Here is a 17831-nt window from a genome sequence, read left to right as displayed (position 1 = left end):
ACAATGGCAAAACTTTCCAAGCGTATGCGCGTTATTCGCGAAAAAGTTGACGGTACCAAAGAGTACTCCATCAACGAAGCCATTGCCCTGCTGAAAGAACTGGCTACCGCCAAGTTCGTTGAAAGCGTTGACGTTGCCGTTAACCTGGGTATCGATGCTCGTAAATCCGACCAGAACGTACGTGGTGCTACTGTACTGCCGCACGGTACCGGACGTGACATCCGTGTCGCCGTATTCACCCAGGGTGCCAACGCCGAAGCCGCCAAGGCTGCCGGTGCTGAACTGGTGGGTATGGATGACCTGGCCGAGCTGGTCAAGAAAGGCGAGATGAACTTCGACGTCGTGATCGCATCCCCGGATGCCATGCGCGTTGTTGGTCAACTGGGCCAAATCCTGGGCCCGCGCGGCCTGATGCCTAACCCGAAAGTGGGTACCGTAACCCCGAACGTTGCTGAAGCTGTGAAGAATGCTAAAGCCGGTCAGGTTCGTTACCGCAATGACAAGAATGGTATCATCCATACCACTCTGGGTAAGGTTTCTTTCAACGAAGTTCAGCTGAAAGAAAACTTGGAAGCTCTGCTGGTTGCTCTGAAAAAGGGCAAACCCTCTTCCGCCAAAGGCATCTTCATCAAGAAAGTCAGCATCTCCACCACCATGGGTGCCGGTGTTGCCGTAGACCAAGCTTCTCTGGAAGCTCAGGGCTAATTGATGGATTTTACAAGGCGCAAAATTTAATCTATAATTTTGCGCCTTGATTGGTTGGGGGTTTCGACCTCCGTCCAAGACCGCAGGTGGCCGAAAAGCCTTAATCCTTCCTGCGTAGACGGTGCCGGAAACCCAGCGAGAAAGTTTTCTTTCTCTTCTGGAATCCTGCTACCGCATCGTTCCCCTCTGTTGTGAAGGTAGGGGGGATGTGTCAGTACTGAGTCATGAGACTCAGATTCAATCCAGGAGTTAAGCCAATGGCATTGGGACTCGAAGACAAAAAGGCAATTGTTGCTGAAGTCAACGAAGCTGCCAAAGGCGCTCTGTCTGCAGTTGTAGCCGATTCTCGCGGTGTGACTGTTGACAAGATGACCGTCCTGCGTAAATCCGCTCGTGAAGCCGGTGTGTACATGCGCGTTGTGCGTAACACCCTGCTGCGTCGCGCGGTAGAGGGCACCGAATTCGGTTGCCTGAACGACGTATTGACTGGTCCTACCTTGATTGCTTTCTCTAACGAACACCCGGGCGCTGCCGCTCGTCTGTTCAAAGAGTTTGCCAAAGCGAACCAAAAGTTCGAAATCAAGGCTGGCGCTTTTAACGGTGAGTTTATCGCCGCAGCACAAATTGATCGTCTGGCCACGCTGCCGACCTACGACGAAGCAATTGCGAAGTTGATGGCTACCATGAAGGAAGCCTCTGCTGGCAAGCTGGTTCGTACTATCGCTGCTGTTCGCGACCAGAAACAAGCTGCTGCTTGATTCTCGCCTATTTAGGCTGTTTGAGTTTATTCAACATCAGGAATTTTTGTCATGTCTATCACTAAAGACCAAATCATCGAAGCCGTTGCTTCCATGTCCGTAATGGAAGTTGTTGAGCTGATCGAAGCAATGGAAGAGAAGTTCGGTGTTTCTGCCGCTGTTGCTGTAGCTGCCGGTCCGGCCGCTGAAGCAGTAGAAGAGAAGACCGAGTTCGACGTAGTTCTGACTGCTGCTGGCGCCAACAAAGTTGCCGTCATCAAGGCCGTTCGTGCTGCCACCGGCCTGGGCCTGAAAGAAGCCAAGGACCTGGTAGAAGCCGCTCCGACCAACCTGAAAGAAGCCGTCTCCAAAGACGAAGCTGAAGCTCTGAAGAAAGAGCTGGAAGCTGCCGGTGCTTCTGTTGAGATCAAATAATCTGCATTTATGTAGATTAGCCTGATAAAACAGGCTAGGGCTGGTGAATGTTTGTTCACCAGCCTTTTTGCGCTGTAGACTGAGAGCATTTCACACCGTTTACGACTCTCAGTGCACCAGCAATCCGGACCGCCTCATCGTCCGGGCCAACACAAAACGGTGTTGAGACAGAGCTGTCCCGCGGGACAGAGTGGGTCACTTATCAGCGAGCTGAGGAACCCTATGGTTTACTCTTATACCGAAAAAAAACGCATTCGTAAGGACTTCGGTAAGCGAGACCAGGTACTGGACACGCCTTATCTGTTGTCCATTCAGCTGGACTCCTTCAAGCAGTTCATCGAGGCTGACCCGGAAGGTGAATATGGCCTAGAGGCCGCTTTCCGTAGCGTTTTCCCGATCACCAGTTACTCCGGTAGTGCTGAGCTTCAGTATGTCAGCTATCGCCTGGGTGAGCCGGTATTTGACGTAAAAGAATGCCAGATCCGTGGAGTGACCTACTCCGCGCCGCTGCGTGTCAAGCTTCGTATGGTTCTGTACGACCGTGAAGCAGCTGCCGGCACCGTCAAAGATATCAAGGAACAAGAAGTGTACATGGGCGAAATTCCGCTCATGACCGAAAACGGCACCTTTGTCATCAATGGTACCGAACGGGTTATCGTCTCCCAGCTGCACCGCAGCCCGGGCGTCTTCTTCGACCACGATAAAGGCAAAACACATTCATCCGGTAAGGTACTGTATAACGCCCGCGTTATCCCCTACCGTGGCTCCTGGCTGGACTTCGAGTTCGATGCGAAAGACAACCTGTTTGTCCGTATCGACCGTCGTCGTAAACTGCCGGCCTCCATTATTCTGCGCGCCCTGGACTTCAGTTCCGAAGAAATCCTGGCCACCTTCTTCGAGACCATAGGTTTCGAGGTCAAAGATGGCAAGTTGATGATGGATCTGGTGCCCGAGCGCCTGCGTGGTGAGACTGCGACCTTCGACATCATTGCCAATGGCGCCGTGGTGGTTGAGACCGGTCGTCGTGTCACTGCCCGTCATATCCGTCAGTTGGAAAAAGACGCCATCACCCAGATCGAGGTGCCGGTAGAGTACGTTGTTGGCAAAGTTGCAGCCAAGAACTACGCGCACCCGCAAACTGGTGAAATGGTCGTGACTGCCAACCAGGCCCTGAGCCTGGAAGCGGTTGCCAATCTGTCCCAAGCCGGCTTCAAGCACTTCGAGGTTCTGTTCACCAACGAACTGGACCACGGTGCCTACATGTCCGAGACCCTGCGTATCGACTCCAGCTCCAGTCGTCTGGAAGCGCTGGTCGAGATCTACCGCATGATGCGTCCGGGCGAGCCGCCCACCCGCGAAGCGGCCGAGCAGCTGTTCGAGAACCTGTTCTTCTCTTCCGAGCGTTACGACCTGTCTACCGTGGGTCGGATGAAGTTCAACCGCCGTCTGGGTCGTGAAGACGAGACCGGCGTTGGCGTGCTGACCAAAGACGACATCGTCGAAGTCATGAAGCGCCTGATCGACATCCGTAACGGCAATGACGAGGTGGACGATATCGACCACCTGGGTAACCGTCGTATCCGTTCTGTCGGTGAAATGGCAGAGAACCAGTTCCGCGTCGGTCTGGTGCGTGTCGAGCGTGCGGTCAAGGAGCGTCTCTCCCTGGGCGACCTGGACACCCTGATGCCGCAGGATCTGATCAACGCCAAGCCGATCTCCGCCGCGGTCAAAGAGTTCTTCGGTTCCAGCCAGCTGTCCCAGTTCATGGACCAGAACAACCCGCTGTCCGAAGTGACCCACAAGCGTCGTATTTCCGCGCTGGGCCCGGGCGGTCTGACCCGTGAGCGTGCCGGCTTCGAAGTTCGAGATGTACACCCGACTCACTACGGTCGTCTGTGCCCCATCGAGACTCCGGAAGGTCCGAACATCGGTCTGATCAACTCGCTGTCCGTGTATTCCCGCACCAACGAGTACGGTTTCCTCGAGACCCCGTACCGCAAGGTCATCGACGGTGTGATCACCGACGAAGTGGACTACCTGTCAGCAATCGAAGAAGGCAAGTACGTGATCGCACAGGCTAACGCCGCGACCACCGAAGATGGCCGTCTGAAAGACGAGTTGATCCCGTGCCGTCACAAGGGTGAATCCACCTTTATGAACGCCGACCAGATCCAGTACATGGACGTGAGCCCGCAACAGATAGTTTCTGTGGCAGCGGCCCTGATCCCGTTCCTGGAGCACGATGATGCTAACCGAGCCCTGATGGGTTCGAACATGCAACGTCAGGCCGTACCGACTCTGCGTGCTGACAAGCCGCTGGTAGGTACCGGTATGGAACGCGCCGTGGCCGTTGACTCCGGTGTTACCGTAGTGGCCAAGCGTGGCGGCATGATCGACTACGTCGATGCCTCCCGTATCGTTATCAAGGTCAATGAAGATGAGCTGCTGCCAGGCGAAGCCGGCATCGACATCTACAGCCTGACCAAGTACACCCGTTCCAACCAGAACACCTGTATCAACCAGCGTCCTTGCGTGATGTTGGGTGAGCCGGTGATGGCGGGCGACGTGCTGGCTGACGGCCCGTCTACCGACCTGGGCGAACTGGCGCTGGGCCAAAACCTGCGCGTCGCCTTCATGCCGTGGAACGGTTACAACTTCGAAGACTCGATCCTGGTGAATGAGCGTGTGGTACAGGAAGATCGCCTGACCACCATCCATATCCAGGAACTGGCCTGTATCTCCCGTGACACCAAGCTGGGTCCGGAAGAGATCACTGCCGACATCCCGAACGTGGGTGAAGCCGCTCTGTCCAAGCTGGACGAGTCCGGTATCGTCTACGTGGGTGCCGAAGTGAAGGGCGGCGACATCCTGGTCGGCAAGGTAACACCCAAGGGTGAAACCCAGCTGACCCCGGAAGAGAAGCTGCTGCGCGCCATCTTCGGTGAGAAGGCCTCCGATGTGAAGGACTCCTCCCTGCGTGTGCCGAACGGTGTGTACGGTACCGTGGTTGACGTGCAAGTCTTTACCCGCGATGGCGTGGAAAAAGACAAGCGCGCCAAAGAAATCGAAGAGATGCAGCTGAAGGAAGCGAAGAAGGACTTGACCGAAGAGTTCAAGATCCTGGAAGACGGCATTTTCGGCCGCTCCCGCAACCTGCTGCTGGCCGCCGGTTACAGCGAAGATCGTCTGAACAAGCTGGATCGTTCCAAGTGGTTTGAATTGGCCATCGAAGATGAAGCCAAGCAGATCGAGCTGGAGCAGATCGCCGAGCAGCACATCGAGCTGAAAGCCGACTTCGACAAGAAGTTCGAGAACAAACGTCGCAAGATTATCCAGGGTGATGATCTGGCGCCGGGCGTACTGAAAATCGTCAAGGTTTACCTGGCAGTCAAGCGTCGCATCCAACCGGGTGACAAGATGGCGGGCCGTCACGGTAACAAGGGTGTTATCTCCAAGATCTGCCCGGTCGAGGACATGCCTCATGACGAGTTCGGCCGTCCGGTCGACATCGTACTGAACCCGCTGGGCGTACCGTCCCGTATGAACATCGGTCAGATCCTCGAAGTGCATCTGGGCCTCGCGGCCAAGGGCATCGGCGAGAAGATAGACCGCATGATCAAGGATCAGCGCGAGCTGCACGAGATGCGTGACTTCCTGCAACAGGTCTATGACCTGGGCGAGAAAGACACCCAGCAAGTGAACATCGCCGAGCTGTCTGATGACGACGTACGTACCCTTGCGGGTAACCTGCGTAAGGGTCTGCCGGTTGCTACACCTGTCTTTGATGGTGCCAAAGAGCGCGAAATCAAGGCCTTGCTGAAGCTGGCCGATCTGCCGGAATCCGGTCAGATCTCCCTGTTCGACGGTCGTACCGGTAACGCCTTCGAGCGCAAGGTCACCGTGGGTTACATGTACATGCTGAAGCTGAACCACTTGGTAGACGACAAGATGCACGCGCGTTCTACCGGCTCCTACAGCCTGGTTACCCAGCAGCCGCTGGGTGGTAAGGCACAGTTCGGTGGTCAGCGGTTCGGTGAGATGGAAGTGTGGGCCCTGGAGGCTTACGGTGCGGCATATACCCTGCAGGAAATGCTGACCGTCAAGTCTGACGATGTGAATGGCCGTACCAAGATGTACAAGAACATCGTGGATGGCGACCACCGTATGGAGCCGGGCATGCCCGAATCCTTCAACGTACTGTTGAAGGAAATCCGCTCTCTGGGTATCAACATCGAGCTGGACGAAGAGTAAGAGCTCGCTCTTATTGTTCGAGAATTGACGTGGGCGCCCTGCTGCTTTGGCAGTAGGGCGCCGAGGTTAGACTCCTGACAGGGGAAACACGTGAAAGACTTACTCAAGTTTTTGAAGGCTCAGACCAAGACCGAAGAGTTTGACAGTATCAAGATCGGTCTGGCCTCTCCTGACATGATCCGCTCCTGGTCATTCGGTGAGGTCAAAAAGCCTGAGACCATCAACTACCGGACTTTCAAGCCGGAACGTGATGGTCTGTTCTGCGCCCGTATCTTCGGACCGGTGAAGGACTACGAGTGTCTGTGCGGCAAGTACAAGCGCCTGAAACACCGTGGTGTGATCTGCGAGAAGTGCGGCGTAGAAGTGACCCAGACCAAGGTCCGTCGCGAGCGCATGGGCCACATCGAGCTGGCCAGCCCGACTGCCCACATCTGGTTCCTGAAGTCCCTGCCGTCCCGTATCGGTCTGCTGCTGGACATGACCCTGCGTGACATCGAGCGCGTGCTGTATTTCGAATCCTATGTAGTGATCGAACCCGGCATGACCAACCTCGAGCGCAGCCAGATGCTGTCCGAAGAGAACTATCTGGACGCACTGGAAGAGTGGGGCGACGAATTCGACGCCAAGATGGGTGCCGAAGCAATCCTTGCATTGCTGCGTGCCATCGATCTGGAAGGTGAAGTCAAGACCATGCGTGAGGAGCTGGATCAAACCAACTCCGAAACCAAGCGCAAGAAGACCACCAAGCGCCTGAAGCTGATGGAAGCCTTCCTGCAGTCCGGCAACAAGCCGGAGTGGATGATCATGACAGTGCTGCCTGTGCTGCCGCCGGACCTGCGTCCGCTGGTACCGCTGGACGGCGGCCGTTTCGCGACTTCCGATCTGAACGATCTGTACCGTCGCGTGATCAACCGTAACAACCGCCTGAAGCGTCTGCTGGATCTGGCGGCGCCGGACATCATCGTGCGCAACGAAAAGCGCATGCTGCAAGAGTCCGTGGATGCCCTGCTGGATAACGGCCGTCGTGGTCGTGCCATCACAGGTTCCAACAAGCGCCCGCTGAAATCCTTGGCCGACATGATCAAGGGTAAGCAAGGTCGTTTCCGTCAGAACTTGCTGGGTAAACGTGTCGACTACTCCGGTCGTTCCGTTATCACCGTAGGTCCGACCCTGCGTCTGCATCAGTGCGGTCTGCCGAAGAAGATGGCGCTCGAGCTGTTCAAGCCCTTCATCTATGGCAAGCTGGAATCCCGTGGTCTGGCGACCACCATCAAGGCCGCCAAGAAAATGGTGGAGCGCGAAGAAGCCGTCGTTTGGGACATCCTGGACGAAGTGATCCGCGAACACCCGGTCCTGCTGAACCGTGCACCGACCCTGCACCGTCTGGGTATCCAGGCGTTTGAACCGACCCTGATCGAAGGCAAGGCCATCCAGCTGCACCCGCTCGTCTGTGCCGCCTATAACGCGGACTTCGATGGTGACCAGATGGCGGTCCACGTACCGCTGACCCTGGAAGCCCAGCTGGAAGCGCGCGCCCTGATGATGTCTACCAACAACATCCTGTCGCCTGCCTCCGGTGAGCCGATCATCGTTCCTTCCCAGGACGTGGTCTTGGGTCTGTACTACATGACCCGTGCCCGTATCAACGCCAAGGGCGAAGGTATGGTGCTGGCCGGCCCGAAAGAAGCCGAGAAGGTCTATCGCGCCGGTCTGGCCGATCTCCATGCTCGTGTGAAAGTGCGCATTACCGAATACCTGCGTCAGGAAGACGGTTCCCTGCTGCCGCACACCGAGATGAAGAACACCACAGTTGGTCGTGCGATCCTGAGCCTGATCCTGCCCAAAGGCATGGAATACGCGCTGATCGACGAACCCAAGGTGCTGACTGCCGCCGAGCAGGCCGATCTGGATGCCAATCCGCAGAACTGGATCAAATCCGTATCCAACAAGGCGCTGGGCAAAAAGCTCATCTCCCGTCTGCTGAACACCTGCTATCGCAAGCAGGGCCTGAAGGACACCGTCATCTTCGCTGACCAGCTGATGTATACCGGTTTCCATTACGCGGCCCTGTCCGGTGCTTCCGTTGGTATCGATGACATGGTCATCCCGGATGCCAAGAAAGACATCATTGCGGCAGCCGAAGCCGAAGTCGCCGAGATCCAGGACCAGTTCCTGTCCGGTCTGGTGACCGCGGGCGAACGCTACAACAAGGTTATCGATATCTGGGCCAGCGCGAACGATCGTGTCTCCAAGGCCATGATGGATAACCTCTCCAAGGAGCGGAACGTCAACTCCTTGGGTGAAGAAGAAGAGCAGGCCTCCTTCAACAGCATCTTCATGATGGCCGACTCTGGTGCGCGGGGCTCCGCCGCCCAGATCCGTCAGCTGGCCGGTATGCGTGGCCTGATGGCCAAGCCGGATGGTTCCATCATCGAAACGCCGATCGTGGCGAACTTCCGTGAAGGTCTGAACGTACTCCAGTACTTCATCTCCACTCACGGTGCTCGTAAGGGTCTGGCGGATACCGCACTGAAGACGGCGAACTCCGGTTACCTGACTCGTCGTCTGGTTGACGTGGCTCAGGACATGGTGATCACCGAGGACGATTGCGGTACGACCGAAGGTCTGTGGATGACTCCGCTGATCGAAGGTGGTGACGTGGTCGAGCCGCTGCGTGAGCGCGTGCTGGGTCGTGTGGTCGCCGAAGACGTGATCAAGCCGGGTACTGAAAGCGAGATCCTGGTCGCGCGCAATACGCTGCTCGACGAGTATCTGTGTGACCTGCTGGAGCGTAACTCCGTCGACCGCGTGAAGGTACGTTCTGCCATCACCTGTGAGACCGACTTCGGTAACTGTGCCCACTGCTACGGCCGTGATCTGGCCCGTGGTCACCTGGTGAACAAGGGTGAGGCTGTCGGTGTTATCGCCGCCCAGTCCATCGGTGAGCCGGGTACCCAGCTGACGATGCGTACCTTCCACATCGGTGGTGCCGCATCCCGAGCTGCTGCCGAGAGCAGCATCCAGGTCAAGAACACCGGTAGCATCAAGCTGCAGAACGCCAAGTTTGTTACCAACAGTGCAGACAAGCTGGTTATCACCTCCCGTTCTACCGAACTGACCATCATGGACGAGATGGGCCGTACCAAGGAAAGCCACAAGCTGCCTTACGGTTCCGTCCTGGAAGTGAAAGATGGCCAGGCCGTGAGTGCCGGTGATACCGTCGCCAACTGGGATCCGCACACCCACCCGATCATCACCGAAGTAGCAGGTCGCCTGGACTTCGAACACATGATCGACGGTGTGACCATCACTCGTCAGACCGACGAGCTGACCGGTCTCTCCTCTATCGTCGTGCTGGATGTCAACGAACGTCCGAGCGCCGGTAAAGAGATGCGTCCGACCGTGAAGCTGGTCGACCAGAACGGCAAGGATGTCATGATCCCGGGTACCGATGTAGCCGCCCAGTACTTCCTGCCGGGCAAGGCGATCGTGAACCTGGAGGATGGTGCCAACGTGGGCGTGGGTGACGCGGTCGCGCGTATCCCGCAAGAGTCCAGCGGTACCAAGGACATCACCGGTGGTCTGCCGCGCGTTGCGGATCTGTTCGAAGCACGTCAACCGAAGGAACCGGCTATCCTGGCCGAGATCTCCGGTACCATCTCCTTCGGGAAAGAGACCAAGGGCAAGCGCCGTCTGGTCATCACCCCGACCGACGGTGGCGACATCTACGAAGAGATGATTCCGAAGTGGCGTCACCTGAACGTGTTTGAAGGTGAAAAAGTTGAGAAGGGTGAAGTGCTGGCAGACGGTCCTGAGTCTGCTCACGACATCCTGCGTCTGCGCGGTATCAGCCCGGTCGCCAACTACATCGCCAACGAAGTGCAGGACGTTTACCGTCTGCAAGGCGTTAAGATCAACGACAAGCACATCGAAGTCATCGTTCGTCAGATGCTGCGTAAGTGCGAGATCCTGAGCGCCGGCGACACCGACCTGATCGAAGGCGAGCAGGTTGAAGTGGCTCGTGTGAAGATTGCCAACCGTAAGCTGGTTGCCGAGGGTAAGACTCCGGCCACCTTCCGTCACATCCTGATGGGTATTACCAAGGCATCCCTGAGCACCGAGTCCTTCATCTCCGCGGCTTCCTTCCAGGAAACCACTCGCGTTCTGACCGAAGCGGCCGTTGGCGGCAAGCGTGATGAACTGCGTGGCCTGAAAGAGAACGTGATCGTGGGTCGTCTGATCCCGGCTGGTACCGGCTTTGCCTACCACCATGCCCGGATCAACCAGCGTGCCGCCGCAGCCCGTGCTGTCGGTGTACCGCAGGTGACTGCCGATGAGGCTCAGCAAAATCTGGCGGATCTGCTCAACGCAGCCGGCAGTTTTGACGAAGAGTAATCTTCAGCTGCAGTGATTAAAAAGGGCTCCTTCAAGGGGCCCTTTTTGTTGCCCGCCCGCCAGCAGTGCGCTGCACCGGGCTGGGGCAGGGGATGATCCAGTGCAAGGTTATAGAGCAAAAAATCAAAAAAAGTTGACATTGATCCCCCGCAATTGAAAACTCGGGAAAGTTGAATGGTTATTACAGGGGTAGAACATGGCTGTCGGTATCGAGGAAGTACTGCTTCCCGAAGAGCAACTGAGCGGTCGCGCTTTTACAGACGAAGACAGGGAATTGTTGCGTTCATATGAGGGCCTCATCGAGGGCCTGGCCGATCTGTTCGGCAAGCACTGCGAAGTGGTGCTGCATTCCCTGGAAAATCTGCATGAGTCAGTGATCAAGATAGCGAACGGATTCAACACGGGGCGGACCCTGGGAGCGCCGATCACCGATCTGGCCCTGCGCATGCTCAAGGACATCGAGAGCACGGGTCAGGATCATACCCAGAGCTACTTCGCCCGCAGCCGGACCGGTGCGCTGATGAAGTCGAGCACCATCGCCATCCGCAACCGCGACAAGCAGGTGATAGGTCTTATCTGCATCAACTTGCACATCAATGCGCCTTTCCACGAGTTCGTGGCCGAATTCTTCCCGACGCCCCAGCAAGTGGAGCGTCAATCGCCGGAGACCTTCGCCAACAGCGTGGAGGAGCTGGTTGCCCAGACGGTGGACAACACCATCGACGAGATCAACCGCGATCCCTCCGTGGCCAACAACGCCAAGAATCGTTTTATCGTGACCCAGTTGTTCGAGAAGGGCATATTTGATATCAAGGACTCGATCAACCTGGTCGCCGACAAGCTGAATATTTCCAAACATACCGTGTATCTCTACATCCGACAGCGCAAGCAGGGTGAAGAAGAGAGCGAGTAAGCGCCATAGATAGGGGATAGATAACAATGGCTAAAGAAGTGATTGCAACCGACAAGGCGCCCGCCGCAATTGGTCCTTATGTTCAGGCTACCAAGCTGGGTGACCTGGTGTTCACCTCCGGGCAGATCCCGCTCGATCCGGCCACCATGGACATAGTTGCCGGTGGCATCGAGGCGCAGGCCGAGCAGGTGATGAAGAACCTGGTTGCAGTATTGAAGGCGGCCGGTGCCGATACCAGCAAGGTGCTGAAGACCACCTGTTTCCTGAGTGACATGAACAACTTCGTGGCCTTCAACCAGGTCTATGCCCGCTACTTCGGTGATGCTGCGCCGGCGCGCTCCTGCGTGGAAGTGGCTCGCCTGCCCAAGGATGTGCTGGTCGAAGTCGAAGCCATTGCTCATGTCTGAGTCTGAGTCATCGGAAGAGCCCCTCCCAGGAGGGGCTTTTTCGTCTTTGAGGTAGAATGGATGCACATCTGTGCAGGAGTCCGGATATGAGTCTGAATTTTGCCCTGCTGGTCACCGGGCCCGCCTATGGTACCCAGACGGCCAGCACCGCCTATCGCTTCGCCCTGAGCCTCATCGAGCAGGGACATCAGCTGTCTCACCTGTTCTTCTATCAGGATGGGGTCCATAACGGCAATGGTCTGCATGCCCCGGCCAGCGATGAGACCGACCTGGTGGCGCTGTGGCGCGATCTGGCTCTGGCGCAGGGCATTGCCATCGATGTGTGTGTCGCCGCCGCCATGCGCCGCGGGGTGCTCGATGAAGCCGAGGCTAAGGGGGTAGGCAAGACCCAGTTCAATCTGCAGGCCCCGTTTCGTTTAAGCGGGCTGGGTCAGCTAGCCGAGGCCAGTCTGACCGCCGACCGCTTCGTCCAGTTCTAGGGGGATGAAATGACCAAGATAGCCTTTATCTGCCGGCGTGGTCCCCACGGTACGGCGAGTGGACGAGAGGGACTGGATGCCTTGCTGGCCACCTCTGCGCTGACGGAATCACTGGCGCTGTTCCTCATCGGTGACGGTGTGCTGCAATTGCTCAGGGAGCAGTCGCCACAGGGGATATTGCAGCGCCACTACGCCCCGACCTTCAAGATGCTGGAACTGTACGATGTCGAGGAGGTCTATGTCTGTGCGGCGTCGCTGGCCGAACGTGGTCTGACGGCAGAGGATCTGCTGATCCCCGTGACAGTACTGAGCCCTGCCGAGATCAGCCACCAGTGGGACAACTTCACCACCCACATCAGCTTTTGAGGTGCCCATGATACAGCTGGTATTGAACTCTCCCTTTCTCAGCCAGGACCTCGAGCAGGTGCTGCGTTATCGTCAGGACGCGGATCTGCTGGTACTGATGCAGGACGCCGTGGTGGCGACGACGGCCCCGCAGTGGTGCGAACGATTGAACGGGATCCCCCTCTATGTGATGGGGGAAGACCTGAAGGCGAGGGGCTTGTCCCCCAGGATCGGGATGGAACTCGACATGGCCGGCCTGATCAAGCTGATCGCCGAACAGGGATCACCGCAGACCTGGGCCGGCTAGTTTTGATTTTTGCCTGTTAGCTCAGGTGGTTATCACAATAATGGCGGGATGTCATTTGCCCTTTTGGCGCACGAATTGTATAAATCTTGACTCCCCAGACAACAGGGCATAAAATTTCGCGTCCCCGTATCTGCGGGGAGGATTTTTCACACGTTTATGAAGTCATTATCAGGAGCCTTTTGATGGCAACTATTAACCAGTTGGTTCGCAAGCCACGCATCAAGCTCGTTGTGAAAAGCAACGTGCCGGCGCTGGAAGCGTGCCCTCAGAAGCGTGGCGTATGCACCCGTGTATACACCACCACCCCCAAGAAGCCTAACTCTGCACTGCGTAAAGTGTGCCGTGTACGTCTGACCAACGGCTTCGAAGTCACCTCCTACATCGGCGGTGAAGGTCACAACCTGCAGGAGCACTCCGTTGTTCTGATCCGTGGCGGTCGTGTCAAGGATTTGCCAGGTGTTCGTTATCACACCGTTCGTGGTGCGTTGGACTGTGCCGGTGTTAAAGACCGTAAGCAGGCTCGCTCCAAGTATGGCGTGAAGCGTCCGAAAGCTTAATGGTTCTCCGTTAAGTAAGGCCAAACGTTAATTCGTTTCTAGTTAGATAACTTTCTAGTTTTGGGTAACCCCTGAAGTTACGGAGAATTTGAAATGCCAAGACGTCGTGTTGTTGGTCAGCGTAAAATCCTGCCGGATCCCAAGTTCGGATCAGAGCTGCTGGCTAAATTTGTCAACGTAGTAATGGTTGACGGTAAGAAATCTGTTGCAGAAGCCATCGTTTATGGCGCCCTGGACATCATTGCCACCAAATCTGGCAAAGAGCACCTGGCCCTGTTCGAAGTCGCTCTGGACAACATTCGTCCGGCGGTCGAGGTTAAATCTCGTCGCGTCGGTGGTGCAACCTATCAGGTACCGGTAGAAGTTCGTCCGGTTCGTCGCAATGCCCTGGCAATGCGCTGGTTGGTTGATGCCGCTCGTAAACGTGGTGAAAAATCAATGGCTCAGCGTTTGGCTGGCGAGCTGCTGGATGCCGCTGACAATAAGGGTTCGTCTGTCAAGAAACGTGAAGACGTTCACCGTATGGCTGAAGCGAACAAGGCCTTCGCTCACTTCCGCTGGTAATCCGCTTGCGCAGGGTCTTCTGGCTCTGCGCACCTTTAATTATCTGGGGACAAGTGCCCTAGTAAGAGGATGACAATGGCTCGTACAACCCCCATTGAGCGTTATCGTAACATCGGTATCTCTGCTCACATCGACGCCGGTAAGACTACTACTACCGAGCGCGTTCTGTTTTACACCGGTGTAAGTCACAAGATCGGTGAAGTTCACGATGGCGCCGCCACCATGGACTGGATGGAACAGGAACAAGAGCGTGGTATCACCATCACCTCCGCCGCGACCACCGCTTTCTGGTCCGGTATGGGTAAACAGTTCCAACCGCACCGTATCAACATCATCGATACCCCGGGCCACGTTGACTTTACTATCGAAGTAGAGCGTTCAATGCGTGTTCTGGACGGCGCCGTGATGGTGTACTGTGCCGTAGGTGGCGTACAGCCACAGTCTGAGACCGTATGGCGTCAGGCTAACAAGTACAAGGTTCCCCGTATCGCGTTCGTCAACAAGATGGACCGTACCGGCGCCAACTATCTGCGCTGCGTTGAGCACATCAAGACCCGTCTGAAAGGTACCCCGGTTCCGCTGCAACTGAACATCGGTGCAGAAGAGAACTTCAAGGGCGTTATCGACCTGGTCAAGATGAAAGCCATCAACTGGAGCGAAGCTGACCAGGGCGTGTCTTTCGATTACGAAGACGTCCCGGCCGAGCTGCTGGAACAAGCGCAAGAAATGCGCATGAACCTGGTTGAAGCCGCTGCTGAAGCGTCTGAAGACCTGATGGAAAAATACCTGGGTGGTGAAGAACTGACCGAAGAAGAGATCAAGAAAGCTCTTCGTCAGCGTGTTCTGAACAACGAAATCATCCTGGTTACCTGTGGCTCCGCGTTCAAGAACAAGGGCGTACAGGCCATGCTGGATGCCGTGGTTGACTATCTGCCGGCTCCGACCGACGTAGCAGCCATCGACGGTCTGAAGCTGGATGGCGTCACCAAAGACGAGCGTCACGCTTCCGATGACGAGCCGTTCTCTGCTCTGGCATTCAAGATTGCTACCGACCCGTTCGTTGGCAACCTGACCTTCTTCCGCGTTTACTCCGGTGTGGTTAACTCCGGTGACTCCGTGCTGAACTCTGTCAAAGAGAAGCGCGAGCGTTTTGGCCGTATCGTTCAGATGCACGCCAACAAGCGTGAAGAGATCAAAGAAGTTCGCGCAGGCGACATCGCCGCTGCCATCGGTCTGAAAGACGTGACCACTGGTGACACCCTGTGTGACGAAAAATCGCCGATCATCCTCGAGCGTATGGAATTCCCGGAGCCGGTAATCTCCATCGCGGTTGAGCCGAAAACCAAGGCTGACCAAGAGAAGATGGGTCTGGCACTCGGCCGTCTGGCGCAGGAAGATCCGTCTTTCCGCGTATGGACTGACGAAGAATCTGGCCAAACCATCATCGCCGGTATGGGTGAGCTGCACCTGGACATCATCGTTGACCGTATGCGTCGCGAGTTCAAGGTTGAAGCGAACGTAGGTAAGCCGCAGGTTGCCTACCGTGAAACCATCCGCAATACCGTCAAGGACATCGAAGGCAAGCATGCCAAGCAGTCCGGTGGTCGTGGTCAGTACGGTCACGTTGTGATCGACATGTACCCGCTGGAAGAAGGCAAAGCCTACGAGTTCGTTAACGACATCAAGGGCGGCGTGATTCCTGGTGAGTTCATCCCGGGTGTTGACAAGGGTATCCGTGAGCAGCTGAAGTCCGGCCCGCTGGCAGGCTATCCGGTAATGGATCTGGGCGTGCGTCTGCACTTCGGTTCCTACCACGATGTCGACTCCTCCGAACTGGCGTTCAAAATCGCTGCTTCCATGGCCTTTAAGGCTGGCTTCATGAAGGCCAACCCGGTTCTGCTCGAACCGATCATGAAAGTAGAAGTTGAGACTCCGGAAGATTACATGGGCGACGTGATCGGTGACCTGAACCGTCGTCGTGGCCTGATCGAAGGTATGGAAGACGGCCCGTCCGGCAAGATCGTTCGTGCTCTCGTGCCGCTGGCCGAGATGTTCGGTTATGCGACTGCCCTGCGTTCCGCTACCCAGGGTCGCGCTTCCTACGCCATGGAATTCGCCAAGTATCACGATGCCCCGACTAACGTCGCCCAGGCCGTGATCGAAGAGCGCAAATCCAAGTAATTTATGATTCCCCGCCTACGACGGTAGGCGGGTTTAACCTAGAAGGACTACGTCGTGTCTAAAGAAAAATTTGAGCGTAACAAACCGCACGTAAACGTCGGCACCATCGGCCACGTTGACCACGGTAAAACCACCCTGACCGCCGCCATCACCAACGTGCTGGCCAAGCACTTCGGTGGTAAAGCTTTCGCCTTCGACCAGATCGACAAGGCGCCGGAAGAGCGTGAGCGTGGTATCACCATCAACACCTCCCACGTAGAATACGACACCGCTATCCGTCACTACGCCCACGTAGATTGCCCGGGTCACGCCGACTACGTTAAGAACATGATCACCGGTGCTGCCCAGATGGACGGCGCGATCCTGGTAGTTGCCGCGACTGACGGCCCGATGCCGCAAACTCGTGAGCACATCCTGCTGGGTCGCCAGGTTGGCATCCCGTACATGATCGTGTTCATGAACAAGTGCGACATGGTAGACGACGAAGAGCTGCTCGAACTGGTCGAGATGGAAGTTCGTGAACTGCTGACCGAGTACGACTTCCCGGGTGATGACCTGCCGGTAGTTCGTGGTTCCGCGCTGAAAGCGCTGGAAGGCGACGCTGCATGGGAAGAGAAGATCATCGAGCTGGCTCACCACCTGGATACCTACATCCCGGAGCCGGAGCGCGCCATTGACCTGCCGTTCCTGATGCCTATCGAAGACGTCTTCTCCATCGCTGGCCGTGGTACCGTTGTTACCGGTCGTGTAGAGCGCGGTATCGTTAAAGTCGGTGAGACTGTAGAAATCGTCGGTATCAAAGACACCGTTTCTACCACCTGTACCGGTGTTGAAATGTTCCGCAAACTGCTGGACGAAGGTCGTGCTGGTGAGAACGTTGGCGCCCTGCTGCGTGGCGTGAAGCGTGAAGAAGTTGAGCGTGGTCAAGTACTGGCCAAGCCGGGCTCCATCAAGCCGCACACCAAGTTCGAATCTGAAGTGTACGTGCTGTCCAAAGAAGAAGGTGGTCGTCATACCCCGTTCTTCAAGGGCTACCGTCCGCAGTTCTACTTCCGTACTACCGACGTGACCGGTACCATCGAACTGCCGGAAGGCGTAGAGATGGTAATGCCAGGCGACAACATCAAAATGGTTGTTACCCTGATCGCCCCGATCGCGATGGACGACGGCCTGCGTTTCGCTATCCGTGAAGGTGGCCGTACCGTAGGTGCTGGTGTTGTAGCTAAAGTTATCGCTTAATCGATACTTTAAATGCACACATGAAAGGGGTGGCTTCGGCTGCCCCTTTTATTTTTTGGGGCGCTATTCCCCCAGTGAGACACTTTTAAAACATCTATTACCGAGGTAGTGCCCGTGAGTAAACCCGCCATTTTTCTGGATCGTGACGGAGTCATCAACGAAGACACCGGTTATGTCAGCCAGGTCGATGACTTCCATTTCCTGCCCGGGGTGATCGAAGCCCTGCAGCTGCTGAAGAAGAAGGGCTATCTGTTGATCGTCGTCACCAACCAGTCCGGCATCGCCCGCGGCTACTTTAGTGAAGACGACTTCATGA

At 56.4% G+C, this 17831-nt stretch carries 15 protein-coding genes (1 of these 15 cut by a window edge); all 15 read left to right on the top strand.

The genetic code is table 11. From position 1 onward, the window contains the following. Positions 1–3 precede the first annotated feature (3 nt). Positions 4–705: a 50S ribosomal protein L1 gene (gene rplA, locus ACFWHB_RS19965; RefSeq protein WP_041206544.1), complete on the top strand. Its 702-nt coding sequence runs from the start codon at positions 4–6 to the stop codon at positions 703–705. Positions 706–962: 257 nt separating this feature from the next. Continuing rightward, positions 963–1463 (top strand): 50S ribosomal protein L10, encoded by a 501-nt coding sequence (gene rplJ / locus ACFWHB_RS19960; RefSeq protein ID WP_025328617.1) that lies wholly within the window; start codon positions 963–965, stop codon positions 1461–1463. Between the two features lie 51 nt (positions 1464–1514). Next, positions 1515–1877 (top strand): 50S ribosomal protein L7/L12, encoded by a 363-nt coding sequence (rplL, locus tag ACFWHB_RS19955; RefSeq protein WP_025328616.1) that lies wholly within the window; start codon positions 1515–1517, stop codon positions 1875–1877. A gap of 222 nt (positions 1878–2099) precedes the next feature. Beyond that, a complete protein-coding gene (rpoB, locus tag ACFWHB_RS19950) occupies positions 2100–6128 on the top strand; it encodes a DNA-directed RNA polymerase subunit beta (RefSeq protein WP_025328615.1) in 4029 nt (1342 codons plus the stop codon). Between the two features lie 90 nt (positions 6129–6218). Next, positions 6219–10523 (top strand): DNA-directed RNA polymerase subunit beta', encoded by a 4305-nt coding sequence (rpoC, locus tag ACFWHB_RS19945; RefSeq protein ID WP_005325063.1) that lies wholly within the window; start codon positions 6219–6221, stop codon positions 10521–10523. Between the two features lie 196 nt (positions 10524–10719). Beyond that, complete coding sequence (locus tag ACFWHB_RS19940) at positions 10720–11436, top strand: helix-turn-helix transcriptional regulator (protein WP_025328613.1); 717 nt, start codon at positions 10720–10722, stop codon at positions 11434–11436. 26 nt (positions 11437–11462) lie between these two features. After that, on the top strand, positions 11463–11843 hold the full coding sequence (locus ACFWHB_RS19935) for a RidA family protein (RefSeq protein WP_106885569.1): 381 nt from the start codon (positions 11463–11465) through the stop codon (positions 11841–11843). Positions 11844–11929: 86 nt separating this feature from the next. Then, complete coding sequence (gene tusD / locus ACFWHB_RS19930; RefSeq protein ID WP_042650612.1) at positions 11930–12322, top strand: sulfurtransferase complex subunit TusD; 393 nt, start codon at positions 11930–11932, stop codon at positions 12320–12322. 9 nt (positions 12323–12331) lie between these two features. Beyond that, complete coding sequence (gene tusC / locus ACFWHB_RS19925; protein WP_395949118.1) at positions 12332–12688, top strand: sulfurtransferase complex subunit TusC; 357 nt, start codon at positions 12332–12334, stop codon at positions 12686–12688. Between the two features lie 7 nt (positions 12689–12695). Next, on the top strand, positions 12696–12974 hold the full coding sequence (gene tusB, locus ACFWHB_RS19920; protein ID WP_111913573.1) for a sulfurtransferase complex subunit TusB: 279 nt from the start codon (positions 12696–12698) through the stop codon (positions 12972–12974). Between the two features lie 182 nt (positions 12975–13156). Beyond that, a complete protein-coding gene (gene rpsL, locus ACFWHB_RS19915; RefSeq protein WP_005306278.1) occupies positions 13157–13531 on the top strand; it encodes a 30S ribosomal protein S12 in 375 nt (124 codons plus the stop codon). A gap of 93 nt (positions 13532–13624) precedes the next feature. Beyond that, positions 13625–14095: a 30S ribosomal protein S7 gene (gene rpsG / locus ACFWHB_RS19910; protein WP_010675949.1), complete on the top strand. Its 471-nt coding sequence runs from the start codon at positions 13625–13627 to the stop codon at positions 14093–14095. A gap of 75 nt (positions 14096–14170) precedes the next feature. Next, positions 14171–16276 carry an elongation factor G gene (fusA, locus tag ACFWHB_RS19905; protein ID WP_106885572.1) on the top strand — a complete coding sequence of 702 codons (2106 nt, stop codon included), beginning with the start codon at positions 14171–14173 and terminating at the stop codon, positions 16274–16276. A 54-nt stretch (positions 16277–16330) separates the two neighbouring features. Continuing rightward, positions 16331–17515: an elongation factor Tu gene (gene tuf, locus ACFWHB_RS19900; RefSeq protein WP_106885567.1), complete on the top strand. Its 1185-nt coding sequence runs from the start codon at positions 16331–16333 to the stop codon at positions 17513–17515. Between the two features lie 114 nt (positions 17516–17629). After that, a protein-coding gene (gene gmhB / locus ACFWHB_RS19895) for a D-glycero-beta-D-manno-heptose 1,7-bisphosphate 7-phosphatase (RefSeq protein ID WP_111913571.1) crosses the window boundary here: on the top strand, positions 17630–17831 show its 5' portion. 341 nt of this gene lie beyond the right edge of the window; 202 of the gene's 543 nt are visible here — the first part of the coding sequence; it begins with the start codon at positions 17630–17632; the stop codon falls past the right edge of the window.

This window comes from Aeromonas mytilicola subsp. aquatica, assembly GCF_044336385.1.
Lineage (GTDB): Bacteria > Pseudomonadota > Gammaproteobacteria > Enterobacterales > Aeromonadaceae > Aeromonas > Aeromonas rivipollensis.
This window is presented reverse-complemented; position numbering and strand designations above follow the sequence as displayed.

Bases quoted from the DNA above. Each gene is read 5' to 3' on its own strand.
- tusB (WP_111913573.1), top strand. From the start codon at position 12,696: ATGATACAGCTGGTATTGAACTCTCCCTTTCTCAGCCAGGACCTCGAG.
- rpoB (WP_025328615.1), top strand. From the start codon at position 2,100: ATGGTTTACTCTTATACCGAAAAAAAACGCATTCGTAAGGACTTCGGT.
- fusA (WP_106885572.1), top strand. From the start codon at position 14,171: ATGGCTCGTACAACCCCCATTGAGCGTTATCGTAACATCGGTATCTCT.
- rplL (WP_025328616.1), top strand. From the start codon at position 1,515: ATGTCTATCACTAAAGACCAAATCATCGAAGCCGTTGCTTCCATGTCC.
- ACFWHB_RS19935 (WP_106885569.1), top strand. From the start codon at position 11,463: ATGGCTAAAGAAGTGATTGCAACCGACAAGGCGCCCGCCGCAATTGGT.
- ACFWHB_RS19940 (WP_025328613.1), top strand. From the start codon at position 10,720: ATGGCTGTCGGTATCGAGGAAGTACTGCTTCCCGAAGAGCAACTGAGC.
- rplJ (WP_025328617.1), top strand. From the start codon at position 963: ATGGCATTGGGACTCGAAGACAAAAAGGCAATTGTTGCTGAAGTCAAC.
- tusD (WP_042650612.1), top strand. From the start codon at position 11,930: ATGAGTCTGAATTTTGCCCTGCTGGTCACCGGGCCCGCCTATGGTACC.
- rpsL (WP_005306278.1), top strand. From the start codon at position 13,157: ATGGCAACTATTAACCAGTTGGTTCGCAAGCCACGCATCAAGCTCGTT.
- rplA (WP_041206544.1), top strand. From the start codon at position 4: ATGGCAAAACTTTCCAAGCGTATGCGCGTTATTCGCGAAAAAGTTGAC.
- tusC (WP_395949118.1), top strand. From the start codon at position 12,332: ATGACCAAGATAGCCTTTATCTGCCGGCGTGGTCCCCACGGTACGGCG.
- rpsG (WP_010675949.1), top strand. From the start codon at position 13,625: ATGCCAAGACGTCGTGTTGTTGGTCAGCGTAAAATCCTGCCGGATCCC.